20 protein-coding genes are annotated in these 19964 nt (G+C 59.1%); 9 read left to right on the top strand and 11 right to left on the bottom strand.

Features of this window, described 5'->3' with window-relative positions; translation table 11 throughout:
* Positions 1-20 precede the first annotated feature (20 nt).
* Positions 21-461 (top strand): VOC family protein, encoded by a 441-nt coding sequence (locus tag BCM02_RS14590; RefSeq protein WP_148929844.1) that lies wholly within the window; start codon positions 21-23, stop codon positions 459-461.
* An 81-nt stretch (positions 462-542) separates the two neighbouring features.
* Here the strand turns inward: BCM02_RS14590 and BCM02_RS14585 are convergent, their stop codons facing one another.
* The 3 genes from BCM02_RS14585 to BCM02_RS14575 form a co-directional block, all read right to left on the bottom strand.
* Complete coding sequence (locus BCM02_RS14585) at positions 543-2102, bottom strand: ABC transporter substrate-binding protein (protein ID WP_148929843.1); 1560 nt, start codon at positions 2100-2102, stop codon at positions 543-545.
* A 109-nt stretch (positions 2103-2211) separates the two neighbouring features.
* Complete coding sequence (locus tag BCM02_RS14580; RefSeq protein WP_148929842.1) at positions 2212-3822, bottom strand: response regulator; 1611 nt, start codon at positions 3820-3822, stop codon at positions 2212-2214.
* Positions 3823-3829: 7 nt separating this feature from the next.
* Positions 3830-5584, bottom strand: a complete 1755-nt coding sequence (locus BCM02_RS14575; RefSeq protein WP_187434223.1) for a sensor histidine kinase — start codon at positions 5582-5584, stop codon at positions 3830-3832.
* Between the two features lie 454 nt (positions 5585-6038).
* On the opposite strand from BCM02_RS14575, the gene BCM02_RS14570 reads away from it, so the two are divergent.
* Positions 6039-7055 (top strand): alpha/beta hydrolase, encoded by a 1017-nt coding sequence (locus tag BCM02_RS14570; protein WP_187434222.1) that lies wholly within the window; start codon positions 6039-6041, stop codon positions 7053-7055.
* Positions 7056-7287: 232 nt separating this feature from the next.
* On the opposite strand, the gene BCM02_RS14565 is transcribed toward BCM02_RS14570, so the two are convergent.
* From BCM02_RS14565 to BCM02_RS14555, 3 genes are all read right to left on the bottom strand, one after another.
* A complete protein-coding gene (locus tag BCM02_RS14565; protein ID WP_148929839.1) occupies positions 7288-7701 on the bottom strand; it encodes a GNAT family N-acetyltransferase in 414 nt (137 codons plus the stop codon).
* 24 nt (positions 7702-7725) lie between these two features.
* Positions 7726-8394: a Type 1 glutamine amidotransferase-like domain-containing protein gene (locus BCM02_RS14560; RefSeq protein ID WP_148929838.1), complete on the bottom strand. Its 669-nt coding sequence runs from the start codon at positions 8392-8394 to the stop codon at positions 7726-7728.
* Positions 8395-8865: 471 nt separating this feature from the next.
* Positions 8866-9120 carry a CDP-alcohol phosphatidyltransferase family protein gene (locus BCM02_RS14555; protein ID WP_148929837.1) on the bottom strand — a complete coding sequence of 85 codons (255 nt, stop codon included), beginning with the start codon at positions 9118-9120 and terminating at the stop codon, positions 8866-8868.
* Positions 9121-9232: 112 nt separating this feature from the next.
* Here BCM02_RS14555 and BCM02_RS14550 point away from each other — a divergent pair, with 112 nt between their 5' ends.
* Positions 9233-10150 (top strand): alpha/beta hydrolase, encoded by a 918-nt coding sequence (locus tag BCM02_RS14550; RefSeq protein WP_246183379.1) that lies wholly within the window; start codon positions 9233-9235, stop codon positions 10148-10150.
* Here BCM02_RS14550 and BCM02_RS14545 read toward each other — a convergent pair.
* Positions 10147-10563 carry a winged helix-turn-helix transcriptional regulator gene (locus tag BCM02_RS14545; protein WP_148929836.1) on the bottom strand — a complete coding sequence of 139 codons (417 nt, stop codon included), beginning with the start codon at positions 10561-10563 and terminating at the stop codon, positions 10147-10149. The genes BCM02_RS14550 and BCM02_RS14545 overlap by 4 nt on opposite strands.
* A gap of 395 nt (positions 10564-10958) precedes the next feature.
* On the opposite strand from BCM02_RS14545, the gene BCM02_RS14540 reads away from it, so the two are divergent.
* Together BCM02_RS14540 and BCM02_RS14535 are read left to right on the top strand one after the other, a co-directional pair.
* Positions 10959-11516 carry an RNA polymerase sigma factor gene (locus BCM02_RS14540; protein ID WP_148929835.1) on the top strand — a complete coding sequence of 186 codons (558 nt, stop codon included), beginning with the start codon at positions 10959-10961 and terminating at the stop codon, positions 11514-11516.
* Entirely contained in the window at positions 11458-12501 is a 1044-nt protein-coding gene (locus BCM02_RS14535) for a hypothetical protein (RefSeq protein WP_148929834.1), read from the top strand. Before BCM02_RS14540 ends, BCM02_RS14535 begins: the two co-directional genes overlap by 59 nt.
* A gap of 19 nt (positions 12502-12520) precedes the next feature.
* On the opposite strand, the gene BCM02_RS14530 is transcribed toward BCM02_RS14535, so the two are convergent.
* The 4 genes from BCM02_RS14530 to BCM02_RS14515 all read right to left on the bottom strand — a co-directional run bounded on the left by BCM02_RS14530 (position 12521) and on the right by BCM02_RS14515 (position 16976).
* Entirely contained in the window at positions 12521-12739 is a 219-nt protein-coding gene (locus BCM02_RS14530) for a hypothetical protein (RefSeq protein ID WP_148929833.1), read from the bottom strand.
* Positions 12740-13095: 356 nt separating this feature from the next.
* Positions 13096-13491 (bottom strand): MerR family transcriptional regulator, encoded by a 396-nt coding sequence (locus BCM02_RS14525; RefSeq protein WP_148929832.1) that lies wholly within the window; start codon positions 13489-13491, stop codon positions 13096-13098.
* A gap of 77 nt (positions 13492-13568) precedes the next feature.
* Positions 13569-15929 (bottom strand): beta-galactosidase, encoded by a 2361-nt coding sequence (locus BCM02_RS14520; RefSeq protein ID WP_148929831.1) that lies wholly within the window; start codon positions 15927-15929, stop codon positions 13569-13571.
* 273 nt (positions 15930-16202) lie between these two features.
* Positions 16203-16976 (bottom strand): AraC family transcriptional regulator, encoded by a 774-nt coding sequence (locus tag BCM02_RS14515; protein WP_246183378.1) that lies wholly within the window; start codon positions 16974-16976, stop codon positions 16203-16205.
* A 258-nt stretch (positions 16977-17234) separates the two neighbouring features.
* On the opposite strand from BCM02_RS14515, the gene BCM02_RS14510 reads away from it, so the two are divergent.
* From BCM02_RS14510 to BCM02_RS14495, 4 genes are all read left to right on the top strand, one after another.
* On the top strand, positions 17235-18038 hold the full coding sequence (locus tag BCM02_RS14510) for a phytanoyl-CoA dioxygenase family protein (protein WP_148929829.1): 804 nt from the start codon (positions 17235-17237) through the stop codon (positions 18036-18038).
* On the top strand, positions 18016-18939 hold the full coding sequence (locus tag BCM02_RS14505) for a sugar phosphate isomerase/epimerase family protein (RefSeq protein WP_246183377.1): 924 nt from the start codon (positions 18016-18018) through the stop codon (positions 18937-18939). The genes BCM02_RS14510 and BCM02_RS14505 overlap by 23 nt, the downstream gene beginning before the upstream one ends.
* Before the next feature lie 135 nt (positions 18940-19074).
* Entirely contained in the window at positions 19075-19428 is a 354-nt protein-coding gene (locus BCM02_RS14500) for a VOC family protein (RefSeq protein WP_148929828.1), read from the top strand.
* Positions 19429-19509: 81 nt separating this feature from the next.
* Positions 19510-19923 carry an SRPBCC family protein gene (locus tag BCM02_RS14495; RefSeq protein WP_148929827.1) on the top strand — a complete coding sequence of 138 codons (414 nt, stop codon included), beginning with the start codon at positions 19510-19512 and terminating at the stop codon, positions 19921-19923.
* The last annotated feature ends 41 nt before the right edge of the window (positions 19924-19964 follow it).

Raw genomic sequence — 19964 nt, 5'->3', positions numbered from 1 at the left:
CCAAAAGGAGCTGTTTAATTATGTCGATCAAGTTGAACCCGTATTTGAATTTTGATGGCAACACGAAGGAAGCGGTCTATTTCTACGAGAAAGCGCTCGGCGGCAAGGTGATGGGCATCATGCTGTTCAGCGACATGCCGGAAAACCCGGATCATCCGTTGACGGACGACATGAAGGACCGGGTCATGCACGCCCACCTGAAAGTCGGCGACTTCGATCTGATGTTCTCCGATACGTTCCCGGGCATGCCGTTCCAAGCCGGCGGCGACACGGTGCAGATTGCGATTCATCCGGCCGAAGAGGCACAAGCCAGAGCCATCTTCGCCGCGCTGGAAGACGGCGGGCAAGTCGTCATGCCGCTGCAACCGACGGAATGGAGCCCGCTCTATGGCATCGTGAAGGACAAATTCGGCGTGACGTTCCAAGTGAACATGCCGGCCGAAGAGCCTTGTGTAGAGTAGAGAATGAAGATGCAAAGAGCGGCAAACCAAGACTGATCTCCCAGTCCTGGCTTGCCGCTCTTTGCTTTTACATAACCGCCGTTATTTCGCCGACTGCGCCCACTCGTCCAGCTGCTTCTGTTTCTCGGCGATGATCTTGTCGATGCCCGCCGACTTCAGCTTGCCCTGGAATTCCGGCAGGATCTTCTCCGGATCGACGCTGCCCGTCTCGAGCGGCAGCTTGTATTGCTTGATAACGTTCGAGACCGCCGCGAACTCGGTCTTCACCGGCGTCACGTCGAACACGAAGCCCATTGCCTTCGATGGCTTCGCGCCGTCGTTGAACGCCTTCATTTTGGTCCAAATGTCCGGATCGTTGCCTTCCAGCACGTACGACAGGAACTGGTTGCCGAACAAGTAGCCGAGCGGATTCATATAGCCAAGCGTCGCCGGATCGGCGCCGTCCGGGTATTTGATCACGTTGTCTTGACCGGCCACCTTCACGTAGTGCGTCCCCTCGATGCCCCAGTCGAACAGGTTGACGATGTCTTTGTCGGTATACATCAGGTTCAAGAACGCCATCGCCTTCTCATGCTGCTTGGAATTGACCGGAATGCCCCACATGATGCTGGTGACGCTGCTCGTCGTCGCCACCGCCGGCATCGTCTCGACGATCGACAGGTCGATGCCCGTCGATTGCTTCTCCTGCGCGGCGAAGCCGGGTTTCAGCGCGGTGAACGTGCCGAACGCCTTGCCGGACTTCACCAGCTCGAACGTGCTCGTCTTGTTGGTCGCGGCGTCCTTCATCGCCAGGCCGTCCTCGTACCAGCGGCGCGCCCGCGTCAGGAAATCTTTGTATTCCGGCATGTCGTACAGATTAACGATCTGCAGGTTGTTGTCGTAATTCGGGAGCACGCCGACGCCGTCGCCCAGCTTGTCGTAGAACACGTATTCGTCGAAATACGAATGGCCCGCAACCGCCGGCACGAGCGGCGCGAACGTTTTCTCGCCTTCCTTAACCGTGCGAAGCACCTGCTCGAAATCGTCCAGCGTCTTGATCGCGCTTGCGTCGATGCTGTATTTGTCCGTCAAGCTTTTGACCATGGAGAAACCGTAGCTGACGGCCAAATCGCGCACCGTCGGCACGGCGAATGTCTCGCCTTTGATTTTGGTCGCGGTCATGTATTGGTCGCCGATCGCCGTCTTGATGCCTTCGCCATGCTGATCCAGCAGGTCGTTCAGCGGCACGAGTTGTCCCTTCGCGGCCATGTTGCTGTACGCGGCGCCGGAGACGGTGATGAGGTCCATCTCTTCGTTGCTCGTGAACATCAGATTGAGCTGCTGCGCCCACTCGCCGGCGCTGATCGGCTTTAGCTTGACGTGCGTCTGAATCTTCGCCTCGGCGATCTTGTTGATCGCATCCTCGATGAGCTGCATGTCTTTCTGCGCCGCGTTGATCATCGGGTAGGTCACCGTAATATTCGCCAGTTCCTTGCCGCCGCTATTCTGCGCGCCGTTCGCGCTGCCGGTGTTCGCGTTGCCGCCGTTGCCGTTACCATTGCCGTTGCCGTTACCGTTACCGTTGTCGTTGCCGCCGGAGCAGCCCGTCATCGCAATTGCCGTCGCCATCAGCAGCATGGCCGCCGTCTTCATTCTCTTCATCTGGTTGTTCCCCCGCCTTTGCTCGATTCTCGTGAAGCTGTCTTTATTATAGGGGGGCGCGCCCCGGCGGCTCTGCTCGCGTCACGACTTCCTGCTGTCACTTTGACGACTATGTGCCTCCGCCGCCGTCGTGCTGGCGGGACTGCCGGTACTCCATCGGGTTCATACCGGTGTATTTCTTGAACATGCGCGAGAAATGGGAGAAGTTCGCGTAGCCGATCCGGACGGCGACCGCGCTGACCGGCTGATCCGTCGACGCCAGCAGCTCGGCCGCGATCCCCAGCCGCTGCCGGAGCAGATAGTCCGAGATCGACAGCCCGGTCTCCCGCTTGAAGATGCGCGTTAGATAATCCGGATTCAAATACACGTGGCTCGCGATATCCTCCCTGGAGATCTCCCCGGCGAGATGCTGCTGAATATAGGCTTTCGCCCGGGCGACGACGCTCGGCGCGAGCGTCTCCGTATCGGCGTAGTCGAGCGACTTCCCGACGATGTGTCGAATCCAGAGGACCGCATCCTTCGCGGAACGGGACGCGCGGGCGAACAGCTCCGTTGATTCGCGGTCGCTCAGCAGCTGATGCGCCATAATGCCCTTCAAGTGGAGCACGTAATGGACCATCTGCTGAAAATCCTGGATGAACGGGCTAAGCACCTCCTGCGTCAGCTGCCCGGCCTGTACTTGGTTGTCGAGGAATCGCTCCGCCTCCGCGACGACCTTCTCCCTCGCGCCTTCCTTCAGCATGCTGCCCCACGGATGCATATCCGGCAGCGCGCGGGGGGCGGCCGCCTCTTGCAGCTCGCCGAGGCGGAATATGCGGTTATCGTAGGCGACGTTGTCCGCGTCGAGCCGCCGCAGACGTTGATATATGGCCGCCATCTCGTGCCCTCTGACGCGCTCGCCGATATAGCAGGAGATATCGCAATGAAAATACGTCCGGCACGCCTCGATATACGGTTCGCACAGCTGCCGCAGCCGCTCGTCGTCGTACGCCTCCTTCTCGCCGTTCAGCACGACCAGGCTCATGTCGTCCTCAACCGAAATGAGGAAACCCCGCTCCCGCCGCTGCGCCAGCATCTCCTCCGCCGCTTTGCGCAGCGCGTATTCCATCGTCTTTTTGTCCCGAAGCGAGTAGTCCCGGTACCAACGCCGCACGCGCAGCAGAATCGGCAGGAAGACGAGCTGGTCCGAATACGGGATGTTCCGCTCGTCCGCGGCCCGCCGGATCGCCTCCTCCCGCGCCGGAATCGCTTGATGGAGAATATCGAGCCAGAACCGCTCGGTGAGCACGGGCTGATGCTGCACCCAGAACTTCCCGAACTGGCTGAATTCGCTCTGCCGCCGCTCCTGTTCAATCTTCTCCACCGCCTTCGCGACGATCGCGGCCAGCTCTTCGTACGGAATCGGCTTCAGCAGGTAGTCGAGGCTGCCCAGCTGAATCGCCGCCCTGGCATAATGGAACTCGGCATGGCAGGTGAGGAAGATCGTCTCCGTCCGGGGATAATGCTCCCGCACCCACTCGAGCAGCTGCAGTCCCGTTCCCTTCGGCATCTCGATGTCGCACAGCAGAATATCGACCGTCTGCTCGCGAAACATCTCCTTCGCCTGATCGACGCTATGGGCGGTCATGACCCGGCCGATTCCGACGGAAGCCCAGTCGACGCCGGATCGCAGTCCTTCCACGGCGATCGGTTCATCATCTACGATTAACAGCTGCCGCATCGCGGTCTCACTCCTTCGGTTCCATATTCGCGTTCAGCGGAATCGCGATCTCGGTAACGGCCCCGTGCGGATCGTCGTTGTAGCAATCCAGCCATGCTTGATCGCCGTACTGCAGCTTCAGCCTCTCGCGGATATTCCACAGGCCGATGTGCTCGCCGCGCTCGTCCGTCGGCATGCGGCCTTCCCGGATATCGAGCAGCGCGGCATCCGAGAAGCCTTCGCCGTTGTCCCGCACCGTAATGCACGCCATCGGCTCTTCGGCGAGGTCGTCCAGTTCGGCTTCGATCGCGAGCACCGTCGCTTCGCCCGGCCGCACCGCGTATTTGATCGTATTCTCGACGACCGTCTGCAGCATAAGCGGCGGGATGAGCGTCGATTCGAGATAAGGCGGCACTTGAATCTCCACTTGCAGCGCGTCCTCCGTGAAGCGCATCTGCTGAATGCGCAAGTAATGGCGGATGTGGCGCAGCTCGTCGCCGAGCGGGACCAGCGTCCTTCCGCTTTGGAACATATATCGGAAGTAATGCACTAGATTCATCGTCATCTCCTGAATCGCCCCGAACTGTTTCACTTGCGCCAGGTTATATAGGATGTTGAGGGAATTCATGAAGAAATGCGGATTGATTTGCAGCTGCAAATGCTTCAGCTCCGCTCGTTGCTTGCTCAGCTGTTCCTCATACACGTGAATCTTCAGCTCCTCGATTCGCGAGATCATCGTGTTGAATGTCCGGCTGACGAGCGCGAGCTCATCCGGCGCCCGCGGGGACGTTTCCATCCTCAAATTGAAATTGCCTTCCCCGATGAGGCGCATCGCCCCGACCATCCGGCGCATCGGCAGCAGCAGCGCCTGACGAAGGAACAGGAAGCTCAGCGGCAGCATCAGGAAGGCGAGCGCGATGACGATCGCCGACGCCCGCGTTAAATTGGGCAAATTCTCGAGCATGGCGCGCTCCTGGATCGCCGCGACAAGCGAGAAACCGCCGCGGACCGACGCTTCGCCGACGATGAGATAGTCCCGATTGCGGCCGGACAAATAATAATCGCCGAACCCGCGGTTCAAATCCAGACGTTCCTCGGACAAATCCCGCGTGCCGTGCAGCGCTTGCCCTTGCTCGCCCACCAGCAGCACCGCGCCCGTGTCGCCCGTCATCCCTTGAAGCGGCTTTAGCAGCGTATCGGCTTTCACCCAAGCGCCGACGTACAGGTTGTTGTCGCGGATGATGCGGATGAGATACGTTTGACCGCGGATCGTCTGCATTTTCCACTTGGCGTTGCGATACAAAGGCTGCTCCGACAGCTGCCCGATCGTGTCGTTCAGCGCCTCGCGCATGGCGGCGAGGTCGGCATAGGTCATCGCGCCTTTGTACGTATCCACCCCGTCGCCTCGAATCGCGCTGTAGACGTAGAACCCGTCGAGATACGGATAGATGCCCAAATCCGATGCCAGCGTCCGGGATACCGCGCTCTTCGCCAGCATATACGCATCCTCCGATACCGGCTCGCCCATCGTCTGCGCGTTCAGGTCCGTCATCGTAAGGCCCACGAGATACCGCTCGGCCTCGGTCAGTTGCGCATCGGTCTGCTTCATATAGATGGACATGAGATTTTTGTTCGTGGCGGCGACCTGGTTATGGATAACGTTCACGCTGTAACGGTTATTGTAGACGAGCAGCGCGATCAGCGGCAGCGTAATGCCGAATAGACCAAGCACCAGCTTGATCCGGAGCGAGCGCCAGGGCACGGCATGCAAGAAGTTGAACATTGGGCGATCCCCCAATCGAAGAATGAAATCTGGATGAACATGGATAATGACTACAGTATTTCCGTAGATCGCGGCCCGGCAACCGTATTCTCGTCCCGCAAAAGCAAAGTCGTTCGAATCGAACCCGCGAATCTGATCGTTCGATGAGCCGTATCCCTTAAGCTTACCCGACATAACCGAGCGCGGTCTACGCGTCCCCCGACTTCCCGCTTGCACTTTGACGACCAGTTGCGAGGCGCGCGAAGGGAGGAATGCCGCAGTCATGCAGCCGCGACGCGGCGAGCGCGAAAAAGAATCAAACGGCGGAAATCGGCGCGCGGGTTGTCCTTGCGGCAAGTTACGGCAGGCGGAAGTCGGGATTTTGCTAGCAGCAGGTCGGATGGACGGCAGAGGGAGCAGGCGGCGGCGCGTAAAATGGGGGCTATCTTCGCAAGATGAGAGGGGTACGCACGGCATGGCACTTTTACGACGGTTATGGAGAAGTCTCGCGGGGCTGGCGATTCTAGGCTCGCTGGTGATTCGAACGGTGCTGCAGCGGTCCCCGATGCCGCTTGTCCGGTGGCTCCGCAGCCAGCCCGACCCGGGCTGCGCCAAGCATCCGGAGTCGGCCGCGATCCGGAAGCGCGTGGCCGCGCACAAGGATATTCGGTATCCTTCCGCCTACAACTCGAACGAGGTCGACGTTTACTACCCCAAGGATGCGCGGGAGAAGCTGCCGACGATCCTCTGGGTTCATGGGGGCAGCTTCGTCGCCGGCGACAAGTCGGGCACGGCGGATTGGTGCGCCGTCATGGCGGACCGAGGCTATGCGGTCGTCAGCATGAACTACGAGGTGGCGCCCGAAGCCCGCTATCCCGCTCCGCTGCGGCAGATGAGCGAGGTCGCCGCCTATCTGGCGATGCTCGCGGACCGCTTCCCCGCGCTCGATCCGGAACGCCTGATCATCGGCGGCGATTCGGCCGGCGCCCAGATCGTCTCGCAGTTCGTCGCGATCCAGACGAATCCGGAGCTCGCACGCCTCTCGGGTATCAGGCCGACCGTGCCGGAAGGCACGCTGCGCGCCGCGGTGCTGTACTGCGGACCGTATAACGTCGAGCGCCTCGCGGACGGAGCGGGCGGCCTGCGCGGCTGGCTCATGCGGCAGCTCGGCTGGGCGTATCTCGGCGAGCGAAAGTGGAGCAGCAGCGCGATCGCCCGGCAAGCGTCGACCGTGCATCAGGTGTCGGACCGGTTCCCGCCCGTCTTCATCACGGACGGCAACACGGGCTCCTTCGAAGCCCATGGCTTGGAGCTGGCGGAGAAGCTGCGCTCGCTCGGCGTCGCGGTCGATACGCTGTTCTTCGACGCCGCGGCGGGCGCCGTGCCGCACGAGTACCAGTTTCAACTGGATACGCCCGAGGCTCTGCGGTGTTTGGAGCGGACGCTGGATTTCCTGGAGGGGTGCGTGGGGACGAAGCGAGAGGCGGGGTAAAATGAGGTCTCTCCCGAGGTCGGCGGGAGGAGAAGTAGCGGTAGCCTGGATCAAAGGGAAACGCGCCGCGGGGTCTTTAATGCGGCGCGTTTCATTTTTCTAGTCTTTAAAATTGCTCCGGACAAGAGAAAAGAATCGCGGCATGACGTCTGCGATTGTTACGCTCCTCCCTTTTTCAGATATGATTAGATGGTGCTACCAAACGGCGAAAATAACAAGGATACCCTTCCGTTTACTTCATTAAGCTCATATAATTGGTGGTTATTGGGACTTTTTTAAACCCCCATTTTTCGTAGAACATCACTTTATTATCTGCGCAAAATAAATCAACGCGTTCGATACCCTTTATTAATGTACTGTTAACGACCGCTTCGAGAAGCAACCTTCCAAATCCTTCGCCTTGGAATTGTTCCAAAACGATAACGTCATAGATCGTTGCTCGGAAAACATAGTCAGTCACGACTCTCGTAAATCCTATTAGTCGGTCCGATTCAGAATCACATAAACCAAATATATACGAGTTATTAATCATCTCTCGAACTTCATCACTCGTTCTTGTCTTGGTCCATGATCTTTCATTGTATAAGTTCATTAAATCTTGAAAATGCCTTTCAGATAGCTGATTTACAATATAGGTGCGATTCATCAATTCCCTTCCTTTTCTATAACATTAGGGCGAAAAACGTGTCCAATGCCCTTCGGAAACAACTTCGACTGCTCCGTCGATCACTTTGACGGCGGTCTGATCATCAATCGCATACGCCGGCCCCTGCATCCCGGCGGCCCAGCTCACTGCAGAGGCCATTGTGTTATGCGGCAGCATCTCGTGATCCAAATGCGGAAACATTGCAAAATCGACCAGTCCCAGTGCTTCATCGCCACCGTTGGGTGGAGTCCATCCAACGAAGAATTCCCCGATGTTAGGTGCCAGCACCATACTCCCGGCGCTCATTCCCACATAGACTGCCTGCAGCGACGGCAAAAGGTCTGCCAGCCCGGATTGCCGCATCCAGTGGCACAGGTAGAGGGCGTCTCCGCCCGCCACCAGCAGGACGTCCGTCTCCCGGACCAGCGGCACCCAGCGGTCTTCGCCGATGCTTGGCAGCGCCGTGAGCTCCAGCACCCCGACGGACTTCCAGCCCAAGTTGACCATAGGATTCTCTTCTTTCCCGCTGATGAACTCCCAGGCTTTGACGCCGGGACCGACCCAGGGGTGTCCGTACATCGCGGTGGGGATGCACAGGGCGTTGGAGTCGGCGATCGGCTTGCCCAGCATGCTAACCAGCGCGTCGTGTATGCTTTTGTTATTGATGCCTCCGGATGTAAGCAGCAATTTCATAACTTCACTCCGTTTCTTTATATGCGTCTGACGAAACTGACCCGATATTCTCGCTCTTTTCATTACGTCGGCCATTAAACCTATCAAACAGGCTTGCTCGGCTAACGTTCCCAGTTCAATGAACGGTTTAAACGCTAAGGAATGTAATCGCTGTTCCGAAGGTTGCTGGTTCAGACAAAGTTAACTGGAAGATTGGAAATAAAGAACAAAAGCCGTTATTATCCCATCGATTTCGAAATGCTTTAGCCCATTTATTACGAAATACCGAGATTTGTTCTTTGTAATCTTCGGGTGGAACGATTCCTATGAAAAAGTGTATTTTCATCCCCCCCTTTATACTTTTTATATTCATTTCGATCATCAGCTTTCCAGACTATTCCTCGAATATTTTCCAAATCCTGCTTTAGCGTTAAACTCCCTTTAGCTAAATAAAAAGGCGCCCTCGATGAATACGAGAGTGCCTTATTGATCCTAATCCGATTGTTTATTCTGCTCCCTTGCTGCAATCCCGTCCAACCCGGTGAGCATGACGGACAGCGCATAGAGAATCAGCGCGGCCAAATAGCCGCCAATTAACCAAAGGAAGAAGCCTTTATCGATGTAAACATTGCCGTTGCTTTGCTCGAATCCTTGATTGAGCGCCCCGATTATCCCGATGATCAGAATGAGGATGGCATGCCATCGGAGGAAGACGCCGAGCTTGCGATAATGATCGATTGTTGCCACTCCTTTCCCGAAGGCCACTTTAAAGTGCCTTCTTCTCACGTTCAGACGATTGCAGTATCGTGAAGGTAACGGATCCGGACCGAATAATCCTGCCTGAAAGAAGGTCGTTAACGTGAACGAAACGCTGCCAGAACAAACGAAGAAATTCCTCGATCAAATGTCGGGCTTGCCGGCGCTGCACCGGATGACGCCCGACGAAATCCGTAAGGTCATCATCGCGAACGCGATCTCCGAACGCCACGAATTGGCCGACACGCAGGATGCCGAGTTGCAAGGGCCGCACGGCCCGCTAACCGTGCGCATCTACCGCCCGACGAACAAGGAGAAGCTGCCCGTCATCGTGTTCTACCACGGCGGCGGCTTCGTGTTCAACCGAATCGCGGATTACGACCCGATGTGCGGCAAGTTGGCGCACGTCACGGGACATGCGGTCGTGTCCGTCGATTACCGGCTCGCCCCGGAGCACAAGTTCCCGGTGCAGATCGACGAGGCGCTCTATGCCGCGCAGTGGGTATACGAGAACGCCGAAGCGCTCGGCTTCTACGCCGACCGGGTAGCCGTCGCCGGCGAGAGCGTCGGCGGGAATCTCGCCGCGCTCGTGGCGCAGCAGGCGGTCAAGCGCGGCACGCCGCGGATCGCCCGGCAAATTCTGCTCTGCCCGGTGACGGACTGGTCCGGCAGTTACGCATCCAAGACAACTTACGGCGCCGGGTATTTCCTCGAGACCGCGCTGCTCGATTACTGCGCCGGACACTATTTTGGCAGCGATGCCGATCGCGCCAATCCATTGGCATCTCCCCTGCTCGGCGATGTAGACGGCTTGCCTCCCGCCTTGGTCGTCACCGCCGAGCTCGATCCGCTGCGCGACGAAGGCGAGCTATACGCCCGCAAGCTGGCCGAGAGCGGCGTGCGCGTCAGCTGGAAACGGTATCCCGGCATGATCCACTTGTTCTACGCGCTGACGGACGTCTTCGACGACGGACACGACGTCTATGCGTTCATCGCGCGCGAGCTCGGCACGCCGGATTAATCGGGTTCGGCCGCGAGATCCGGCTCGGCGGCGTCCTCGGGTGCCGGCTCGTTGTCGTACGCCCGCCTCGATTGCAGCACCGAGTCGTAATGGGCTTCCGTCCACCGGTGCAGCATTCTCATCGGTTCGATCAACGTCAGTCCCAGCGGCGTCAGCGCGTAATCCACGGTCGGCGGGACGGTCGGATAGACGGTGCGCCGCACCAAGCCGTCCCGCTCCAGCTGACGCAGCGTCTGAGTGAGCATCTTCTTCGTGACGCCTTCGATCTGTTTCCTCAGCTCGCTGTATCGCTTGCTCCCCTTCTCCAGCTCGTAGAAGACGAGGACGGTCCACTTGCTGGAGACGACCTCCAGCGCCCGCCGATAATGACACGGCGACTCCGGCTCGTAACCCGGGTGTAGCTGATCGCTCATCGCACGCAACCTCCGATCATTGTGCATTTGCTTCGGTACCCATTATAATGCGGAATGGGAATGGAATAAACAAAGTGGAACTCAAGTTCCTAACAAGTATATGCTGCGCAAGAGTGATGATCTTTCGATCGCTGTTGTTCACGTATTCCTTTGATTGAATAGTGAGTAGAAGATCGAATCCGTTCACAAAGGCGAGCGCTACCGCTTCTTCAGATTCATCTCTCTTTCTCCGCGCTTTTGTTTTTCTATTCAGTTCAACTTTTAAAGTGGTGAATGCAGACAGAAAGCGGCTTGCCACGGGCAGGCTGCTTCTTCATGTTGAAAGACTCGAGAAAAATATCGCGCTTCGAGGATATTTTCGCCCGCTCGATCGTGTACGTAATGGGGGTGATGGCATGGACGAGCATGCGGCCGGGCGCACGGCGCGCGAATTCGCCGACTTATACGAGCGGCATATCGACCGGGTGTACCGGCTCTGCTTTATTCTGCTGCGCAATAGCGCCGATGCGGACGATGCGGTCCAGTCGGTTTTTCTGAAGCTCTTCAAGCACGGCCAGACGTTCCGGGACCGCGAGCACGAGAAGGCGTGGATGATCGTGACGGCCAAGAACACGTGCAAGGACATACTGAAAAGCTGGTGGCGCTCCCGCAGGGTCGACTTGGACGCGCTGCCCGAGAACACCTATTGGGACCGTCATGACGAGCGGCGGCGGGACGTGCTCGAGCGGTTGCTCCGGCTGCCCGAGAAATATCGGACGGTGCTGTACCTCTATTATGTCGAGGACTACTCCGTAAGAGAGATATCGCGGCTGTTGGATCGCAAAGAGAGCACGCTGCAGACGCAGCTGGCAAAGGGACGCGCGCGGTTGAAAGCGGATTGGGGAGGGAAACAAGGTGAAGGCCAACCAGCTCAAGGAGCAATTGGAATCGCTGAAGCCAAACGAGGCTCATAAGGAACGTTTATTTCGCGGCATCCTGCGCGCATCCGAATCCGACGCCGCAAGGAGAAGGAAGTCGCGTCCCCGGAGACCGCTGCGATCCGCGGTCATGACGGCCGCGGCCATGATCTGCATGATTACGACCACGGCGTACGCGGCAGCCTATATGGGGCTGGATGTCAAATGGTTAAACTTCCTGCGCCCGGCGGACGGCGGGCAAGCTGGATATTTGGAAAACGGCGCCTACGTGGTCAATCAGCAGGCGGCAAACGAGAACGGCACGCTCGACGTGAAGCAAATTATCGGCGACAGTCATTTGATCTATGTGCTGATGGATTTTACCGCGCCGGAGGGGGTAAGGCTAAGCGCCGAGCGGTACCGGTTCGACACGCAGTTGAATTTCGATGCGCCCGGGTCACATGGTGCCGGAATCGGCTACGAGGTATTGGATGACGGCCGCCCGTATGACAATAAAATCAGTCTGGCCCTGAGTTATCAACTCTCGAGGCAAGCACCGATCGGCAGCCCCGTTACCTTGCAAGTTCGCGATTTGGAAGAGGCGGCTGCTCTTCCGGATGAATTCGAGACGATTGCGCCCGGCTTCTGGGAAACCAAATTCATTCTAGATTATAAAAATCTGTCGACCACGCATTCGGTACAACGGAAGGTGAGTCTGTATGGCCACCCGGCGACATTGTCCTCGATATCTATTTCGCCGATTGCCGTAACGTTAAAGGTGGACAGCCCCCAACTCAGACAGATTAATGAGGCCGCGAATCTTAAGCAGAAGGAAACGGCACTAAACCCATACACGGATGAATACCCGATCACCATTCATTACAGGGACGGCACTTCAAAAACAACCTCCGTATGGAAAGGCACGATAGTGGGGGACTTCCTAACCGACACCCTCACGATCATCAAACCGTTCACCCCGATACTGAATGATAAAGAAATCGAGGCGGTTTCGTTCTTCGACGCCTACATTCCGTTGGACTAGAGGAAACGGGAGGATCGCTTTATTTCAAAACGAACCCTCCCTGATCCCGCATGAGCTGCTTCAAGTACGGCGCCATCAGATCGTTCGAGACGGCTAGTGCCTCCTCCCGCGTCGACGCCGGTCCGGCGAACATGAGTCCGTCCTCGCCGTTCCAGCTGCCGCCGGCCGCTTCATCGGCGCCGGCTTCTTTGGTATGCAGCAGCATCGTTAATAATAACAGACTATATTTACGTGTCATGCCCTTCCTCCCTTTATCTGGAGCCCTTACTCTAGTACGAGGAAAAGCTTGTCCTTGTTGCGCTAGCGGGACAAGTGCTTGTTGCCTCTCGCAAAGGTTTATGCAACGCCCGTCAAACCTCTACTCGATCTCACGCACCTGATGCCCGGCCGGCTAACCACACTATACGCAGTCGGCGGGAGACGGCACAATAGACACATTTCAGGGACGCTGACCGAATTCCGAAACCGTTGGCACGCCTGGGTTTGACGGCCGGATCAGGCGGCGAAGTCATGCCAAAAAGAGCCGTCCCCAGCTCGGAACGGCTCTTCATTCATGGTGAAATCGGCTCTTGCGGAAGTACAGGCGCGTCTCAATTACATCGCTTCAATCTCCTGTTTATGCAGCGTCTTCTCGATTTCGCCCAGGTGATGCTCGTACGATTCGATTTTGCGGTCCAGCCGCTCCAGCGTATTCGTCATCTCGCGGACGCGAACGGCGAGCTGCTCGCGCTGCTCCGCCAACAATTCCTTCCTTGCGCTTAGCGACTGATCGCCCTGCTGGAACAGCGCCACGTATTCCGTCAGCGCTTCGATCGACAGTCCCGATTGCCGCATGCATTTGACGAACTCGACCCACCGGAGATTCTCTTCGGTGTATTCCCGGATGCCGCTCTTGTTGCGGTTGACCGGAGGCAGCAGCCCGATCCGTTCATAATAGCGAAGGGTGTCCTGCGGGATGCCGAACTTGGCGCTTACTTCGGCCATTCTCATGCCCTTTCACCTCCCGTGCTTCATGAACCTTATTATAGGGCTATCGGCAACGAATGGCATCCCCCGAACACGCCGGATTAGCGCGACGCCCGCTTCCACGCCACCCTGTATACCGGTTCGGCCGTTATCCGATGGAACTTCGCGACCGCCGCTCCTTCGGGATTCCGCTCCGCTGCCAACCCGGCATCGGGCGAGAACGCGGCCGGACCGTCGCGCAGCGGCGTCGTCTCCAGCACGAGTTCTCCATCCCGCAGCCGGTCGCGGAACCGCGACAGCCCGAGCTCCCACGGCGCCCCGTTATGAAAATGATCGTGGATCAGCTGCCCGCCGGAGAACGCATACCCGACATTGCCTGTATACCCAATATGCAGGATTAGATCGTCTACGCTATCGAGCGCGCCATCCGGCACCTCGACGACGACCTTGTGGTCGTGGATTCGCCTCACGGCAGGCGCGACGTCCTTCGCGGGGAAAGTCGCGGTATACGTCGTGAACCAGCCGCTGCGTTCGGCTGATGCAGCGACGCTCTCCTTCGCCGGGAGCCAACGCGGCTCGTCATTCGGCGCCGGCGCATATTCCCGGAAGGATGCCTCGCCGTCGCAGCCGGCGACGACCAGCTCCAGCCCGCCATCCGCGGACAGCGGAGCCGACGACGAGAATAAGATCCGCCGCTCGCCTCCGTGCTCCGGCTCCCACAGCATCGCCGCTTCGCCCGCTTCCATCGCATAGATGCGGATCTCCGTCCCCTCGGCCCGACGAATGCGGATCATGCCGGGCGAGGAGCTCGGCACCGTGACGCGGTATGCGCCGTCTGCGTCACGCTCGACTTGCCCGTACTCCGCGTTAATTGAAACGACGGATGCGCCGTCCAGCACGAACTCCCCGTCGACCCCCTCCGGCATGAGGAAGAAGTACGTGCGCGCGCCCTCCGATGCCAGCTCGGTCACCGGCTGCGCGGACGCGCTGATTAAGTCCAACCCGTCCAAATCCATATGCAGCGGCACGAAGAACGAGGCGTTCCGGCGAATCGTCCATGCCTGCCCGCGCGGGAAGCGGACCGTCTCCTGATCCAGTTCTACGGCGAAGCGGACATCGGCGTGCTCCGCCATCTCGGCATGATCCTGATAATTGTTCACGAACAAGAAGCCGGACCGTCCGTCCGTGCGGACCGCATAACGCAGCGACTTCGTGTCCTCGGGGCTGAGACGGTCCGCATCTGCCGGCAGCGCGACGGCCATCGGCGCCAGCCGATCTCCGAACCGCCGCAGGAAATAATGGAGCGGCCGCAGCAGATGGTTGGAGGCCCGGATTTGCCCGAATTCCCCGATCGGCGCTTGAAAATCGTACGTGATCCGCGGCGTCGAGCTCTCGTTCAAGTAGCCCGTACGTCCGACCGGATTGGTGCCGCCGTGGAACATGTAATAGCCGATGAAGTTGCAGCCGCTCGCGATTTTGACCAGACTCATCGCGGCGACGCTCTCCGGTTCCACCTGGAATCGGGCCAGGTACCACGTCTGCATGCCGCCGCCCATCTCGCAGCAGGCGAACGGATAGCTCTCCTTCGGATACGGCGGGTCGAAATCGCGCGACATCGCGGCGTTATCGTGATAGCGCGTGAACAAATATTCGCCGGTCGGCTTCTGCTCGCGCTGTCGTGCCGTAATCGTCCACGGCGTATACGCATAGCCGCCGTAGAGCGGAAGCACCTCGTCGACCGGCACCGGCGCGTTACCCCAGCCCGTGATGGAATAGATCGGCGCGACGAGACCCGCTGCCGCGGCCATCTCCTTCAAGCGAAGAATGTGCGCTTCCCCGCCGCTCCCCCCGCTCAAATATTCGTCCCCTTGCTTGGCGGTCAGCTCCCACAAAGCGGCCGACGCATTGAACTCGTTCTCCAGCTGAATGCCGATGACCGGCCCGCCGTCCTTGAACATCAGCCCCGCGGCCTGCCGCCCGATCTCCTCATACAGCCGCTTCACGTAACCAAGATACCCTTCATCGTTGGAGCGGACGTCGAACGAACGGCCGAACAGCCAATCTGGCAGCCCGCCGTTGCGCACCTCGCCATGACAGAAAGGGCCGACCCGCAGAATGACGTATACGCCGTCGCGCCCGCACAGCTCGACGAACGCTCGCAGATTGCGGTCGCCCTCCCATTCGAAGCGGCCTTCTTCCTCCTCGTGATGATTCCAGAAGATGTACGTCGGAATGACGTTGATGCCGGACATCTTCATTTTGCGAATCTCGGTCTCCCATTGTTCGCGCGGATAACGGGAGTAATGGAACTCGCCGCAGATCGCGAAGTAAGGCTCGCCGTTCCTCGTCATGTAATAATTCGTAAAGCCGATCTCGTCCCCTTGCGGATTCGCGCCGCCCAACCGCAGCGTAGACGGATAGATGTCCTTGCGCATGCCTCTTGCTAGAATCGTATGTTCCACCTGCGTACAGCCCCTCCCGCGCATGATCCGGTCCGCGTCTTGAATGGCCGGCCGACTCGTTTTCCATGCTTGTATGCTTCGATTATAGGGGAAGCGCCATGCCGGACCGTAGCAGGAATCCGACGAAAAATCGTACGATCCTCGCAAGTTTGGGAGCGTTTGCAGGTGAAGCCGGATGCCCAGGGATGTCTGGCGCACCCGTGGGAACGGCGAACGTCTAGGGCCGATGTTCCGCTTAAGCGATGGCCCCGATCTCGCCGGCTGCGCCCGGTCTCAGCTCTGACGCCGGTATTCCGCCGGCCCGCAGCCGAACCGCCGACGGAACAAGGCGGCGAAATGGTTGTAGCTCTGGAATCCCACGTCGTACGCCGCTTCGTTCGCGGTCCGGCCCGCCTGCTTCATGAGCAGCGCCGCCTGCTCGAGCCGCATGCCGTTCAGCGTCTCGACGATCGATCTGCCGGTCTCGGCCTTGAACAGATGCGACAGCCGAGACGGCGATAGCCCGACGCGGGCGGCCAGCTCCTCGATCGTCAGCGGCTCCTGCATATGCGCGGACAGCAGGCGGATGACCCGGCTGACCCGCGGGTCCAATCGGTCGGCGAGCTGGCCGGCCATGAGGAGCAGCAGCCCGCTCAGCTGATTGGCGCACAACTCCTCCCAGAACTCGCCGCGCACGCGCGCATCGGACAGCACGGACCGGAACGCCCGCAGCGCGCGCCGCTGCATGGCGCCCTCCGGCAATCGGGCGACCAGCATCTCCGTTTCCGGCAGCAGGCCCGTCTCCGGCACGCCCGGGAAGTGGGCCCACATGAAGTTCCACGTCTGCCCGGCGCTCGTCCCGTATTCATGCGGCACCCCTTTGCGAAGCAGCGCAAGCTCGCCCGCTCCGCACCGCTTCTCGCCCTCCGGCGTCCGGAAATACCCTTCGCCCGCCAGCGTGTAGACGAGCAGCCAATCCGCCCTCCCGGCAGGACGCGCCACCGCGTAAGTCTCCGTCTCGCGAAAATGTCCCGTCACGATGCCGCTGCTTGGTTCGATCGCTTTCATCGCCTGCCCGCTCCTCTTCATTCATCTGTTGTCGCGCTTTTTCCGATTCCACGCTTCAGCCCAACGCTCGTTCATTGTGGAATCATGGCAGAATCGCGTTTATTCCGCTTCGTTCGAATCTGCCTTTACAATACCGATTTCGCATGCCGATGTCTACCGACGCAGCAGAATCCAACCACTAATGTGCATGAATCCGACTTCTGCCTTCGACCCCGCCCCGCTACACTAAAGGTAAGCAAACAAGAGGAGAGATGGACAATGACGCGATCGTTAAAAGTACTGACCGATGAACAGCTGGCGAGCTTCGAGCAGGAAGGCTATCTCATCGTGCGCGGCGTGTGGAACGAGTCGGAAGTGGACGAAATCAAACGGACGTTCGAGACGATCGGCGCCCAGCCCGTGCCGGGCTACTTCGAGCCGGATCTGTCCGGCGCGGCCGACGACCCGCTTAAGCGTTACCCGAGGGTCATGCACCCGCACCGCTTCGACGACGTGAGCAAGAAATACATGCTGCATCCGGGCGTGCTGGCCATCTTGGAGGATCTCTACGGCGAAGAGGCGCTCGCCGCGCAGAGCATGTTCTATTACAAGCCGCCCGGCTCGCGCGGGCAAGCGCTGCACCAGGATAATTTCTATTTGAAAGTGGAACCGGGCAACTGCATCGCGGCTTGGGCGGCGATCGACCGGTGCGACGAGGACAACGGCTGCATGCTGCTCGTCCCGAAGACGAACACGTACGACATCGTTTGCCCGGAAGTATCCGATTCCCGCGAGTCGTTCACGACGCACTACGTGAAGCCGCCGAAGGAAGAGAAGCCGATTCCGGCGGTGATGGAGCCCGGAGATATCCTGTTCTTCAACGGCAATCTCATCCATGGCTCGTACCGGAACCGGACGACCGACCGGTTCCGCCGCGCCTTCATCTCCCACTATGCCAACGTCAGCGCGACGAAAATCTCGCATTGGTACAATCCGCTCTACCGCGCGGACGGCATGGAACTGACGCTCGACACCAATCCGGACGGGGGGCCATGCGGCATTGAGACACCAGCCTATCACTAACGGCGGGGCGCGCCTCGACGTCCACATGTCTTGGTGGGGGATGAATCATCTCCGTCCGGAAGGTCCGGAGCTTACCATGGAAGAGAAATTCAAGATGATCGCGCATGCTGGCTTCGATGGCATCGACGCGTTCGTTCCGAAGCCGGATGAAGCCGCCGCATGGCGCGAATCGCTCGATCGGCATCGGCTGGCGCTTAGCGTGAACGCCTATCCCTCCTCGGCGGACGATCTGCGACGGGAGTTGGAGCTTGCCGCCGGCTTCGGCGGTATCCGCGCGGTGAACGTCCAAGTCATGACGCCGTTCCTGACCGGAGAAGCCGCCATCCGGCTGCTCGAAGACATCGCCGCCCTAGCCGGCGAATACGGACTTTCCGTCAACGTGGAGACGCACCGGGGAACGATCACGCAGGATTTGATCCGAACCGCCGACTACGTGCAGTACATTCCCGAGCTGCGGCTGACCGCGGATTTCTCGCATTACGTACTGGCCGGCGAGATGCCGCGTATTCCGGACGAGGCGGAGAACCTATTCCGACAGCTGCTATCGCGCGCGGATTGCCTGCATGGCCGCGTCTCGAACGGCGAGCAAATTCAGGTCGGCTGCTTCGCCGACGAGGAGCATCCGATGCTCGCCCACTACGGCCGCTGGTGGGAGCTGGCGATGCGCGGCTGGCTGGAGCGATATGCCAATGGAGTCGTGAACGGGGATAGCGACGGCGGGGCTTTATTGTTCATTCCGGAACTCGGACCGCCGCCGTATGCCATCACGACCGAAGTCCCCGGCAGCCGCGGCGTCGAACTCAACGACAGATGGCAGCAATCGCTTGCGCTTGCGGCATATGCGCGTCGGCTGTGGGACGGCGTGCTGCTAAGCGAACATAACGGAGCGGAGAACGAATAGCGAAGCGAAGCAGATCGGTCACCGATCTGCTTTTTTTCGCGGAAGGATGTGCGCGAGGGTTGAACCTGTCCGCGATTTCCGTTATGAAAGAAGGAGATCAATCGCTTGCAGAATAGAAGAGAATGGAGGATGAACATGAAGGTAACGCGAATCGTGGCTAACATTGCGACGCCGGATGTGGCGGCGGCCAAGCGTTTTTATCAGGACGTGCTCGGCCTGGAGCTGCTCATGGACCACGGCTGGATCGGCACGTACGGCTCCGACGAGGCGATGAACGTACAGATCAGCTTCGCGTCGCAGGGCGGGTCGGACACGCCCGTGCCGGATCTATCGATCGAAGTCGACGACGTCGACGAAGCGTTCGAACGAATGCGGAGCGCCGGCTTCCGGATCGAATACGGACCGGCGGACGAGCCCTGGGGCGTGCGGCGATTTTATGTCCGCGACCCGTACGGCAAGCTGGTCAACATTTTGGCTCATGGGCGGTAGCGAGCGGTTTATTAAGATTAGCGGATTACGATTGTGCGCCTAGCGACCGCGGCATATAATGAGCGCAAGGAGCGTGATTTTTTGCCAACGATTCGAAAAGAAATCCTGATCGACGCGTCGATTGAACAAGTGTGGGATGCGGTGAGCGATGTCGGCGCGGTGCACCATCGGCTGGTTCCCGGCTATACCCTGGATACGCAGATGAACGGCGATGAACGGACGCTGATCTTCCCTCAAGGCGGCTTGGCTCGCGAGTTGATCGTGTCCGTTGATGACGCGGAACGACGAATGGCTTACGCGCTCAAGGAAGGACGCATGCCGCTGCTACATCACCACGCTACGTTCCAGGTATTCCCTCATGATTCGAAGGGCAGCAAGTTGGTGTGGATCACCGATTTCCTCCCGGCAGAATTGGCAGCGGAGATTCAGGTACGCGTCGACCGCGGAGCGCAGGTCATGAAAGCGACGATCGAGGCGGAAGCGCGAAAAGGCTAGATCCATTCGGAACGTTGACCCGCATCGGCGGCCGGTCGTCT

The organism is Paenibacillus methanolicus (assembly GCF_008124765.1).
Classification (GTDB): domain Bacteria; phylum Bacillota; class Bacilli; order Paenibacillales; family Paenibacillaceae; genus Paenibacillus_Z; species Paenibacillus_Z methanolicus.
Note: the sequence above shows the minus strand (reverse complement) of the source record. Positions and strands in the feature narration are given on the sequence as shown.

Bases quoted from the DNA above. Each gene is read 5' to 3' on its own strand.
- BCM02_RS14545 (WP_148929836.1), bottom strand. From the start codon at position 10,563: ATGAGCGATCAGCTACACCCGGGTTACGAGCCGGAGTCGCCGTGTCAT.
- BCM02_RS14510 (WP_148929829.1), top strand. From the start codon at position 17,235: ATGACGCGATCGTTAAAAGTACTGACCGATGAACAGCTGGCGAGCTTC.
- BCM02_RS14565 (WP_148929839.1), bottom strand. From the start codon at position 7,701: ATGAATCGCACCTATATTGTAAATCAGCTATCTGAAAGGCATTTTCAA.
- BCM02_RS14575 (WP_187434223.1), bottom strand. From the start codon at position 5,584: ATGTTCAACTTCTTGCATGCCGTGCCCTGGCGCTCGCTCCGGATCAAG.
- BCM02_RS14540 (WP_148929835.1), top strand. From the start codon at position 10,959: ATGGACGAGCATGCGGCCGGGCGCACGGCGCGCGAATTCGCCGACTTA.
- BCM02_RS14560 (WP_148929838.1), bottom strand. From the start codon at position 8,394: ATGAAATTGCTGCTTACATCCGGAGGCATCAATAACAAAAGCATACAC.
- BCM02_RS14570 (WP_187434222.1), top strand. From the start codon at position 6,039: ATGGCACTTTTACGACGGTTATGGAGAAGTCTCGCGGGGCTGGCGATT.
- BCM02_RS14525 (WP_148929832.1), bottom strand. From the start codon at position 13,491: ATGAGAATGGCCGAAGTAAGCGCCAAGTTCGGCATCCCGCAGGACACC.
- BCM02_RS14590 (WP_148929844.1), top strand. From the start codon at position 21: ATGTCGATCAAGTTGAACCCGTATTTGAATTTTGATGGCAACACGAAG.
- BCM02_RS14500 (WP_148929828.1), top strand. From the start codon at position 19,075: ATGAAGGTAACGCGAATCGTGGCTAACATTGCGACGCCGGATGTGGCG.
- BCM02_RS14515 (WP_246183378.1), bottom strand. From the start codon at position 16,976: ATGAAAGCGATCGAACCAAGCAGCGGCATCGTGACGGGACATTTTCGC.
- BCM02_RS14585 (WP_148929843.1), bottom strand. From the start codon at position 2,102: ATGAAGAGAATGAAGACGGCGGCCATGCTGCTGATGGCGACGGCAATT.
- BCM02_RS14580 (WP_148929842.1), bottom strand. From the start codon at position 3,822: ATGCGGCAGCTGTTAATCGTAGATGATGAACCGATCGCCGTGGAAGGA.
- BCM02_RS14530 (WP_148929833.1), bottom strand. From the start codon at position 12,739: ATGACACGTAAATATAGTCTGTTATTATTAACGATGCTGCTGCATACC.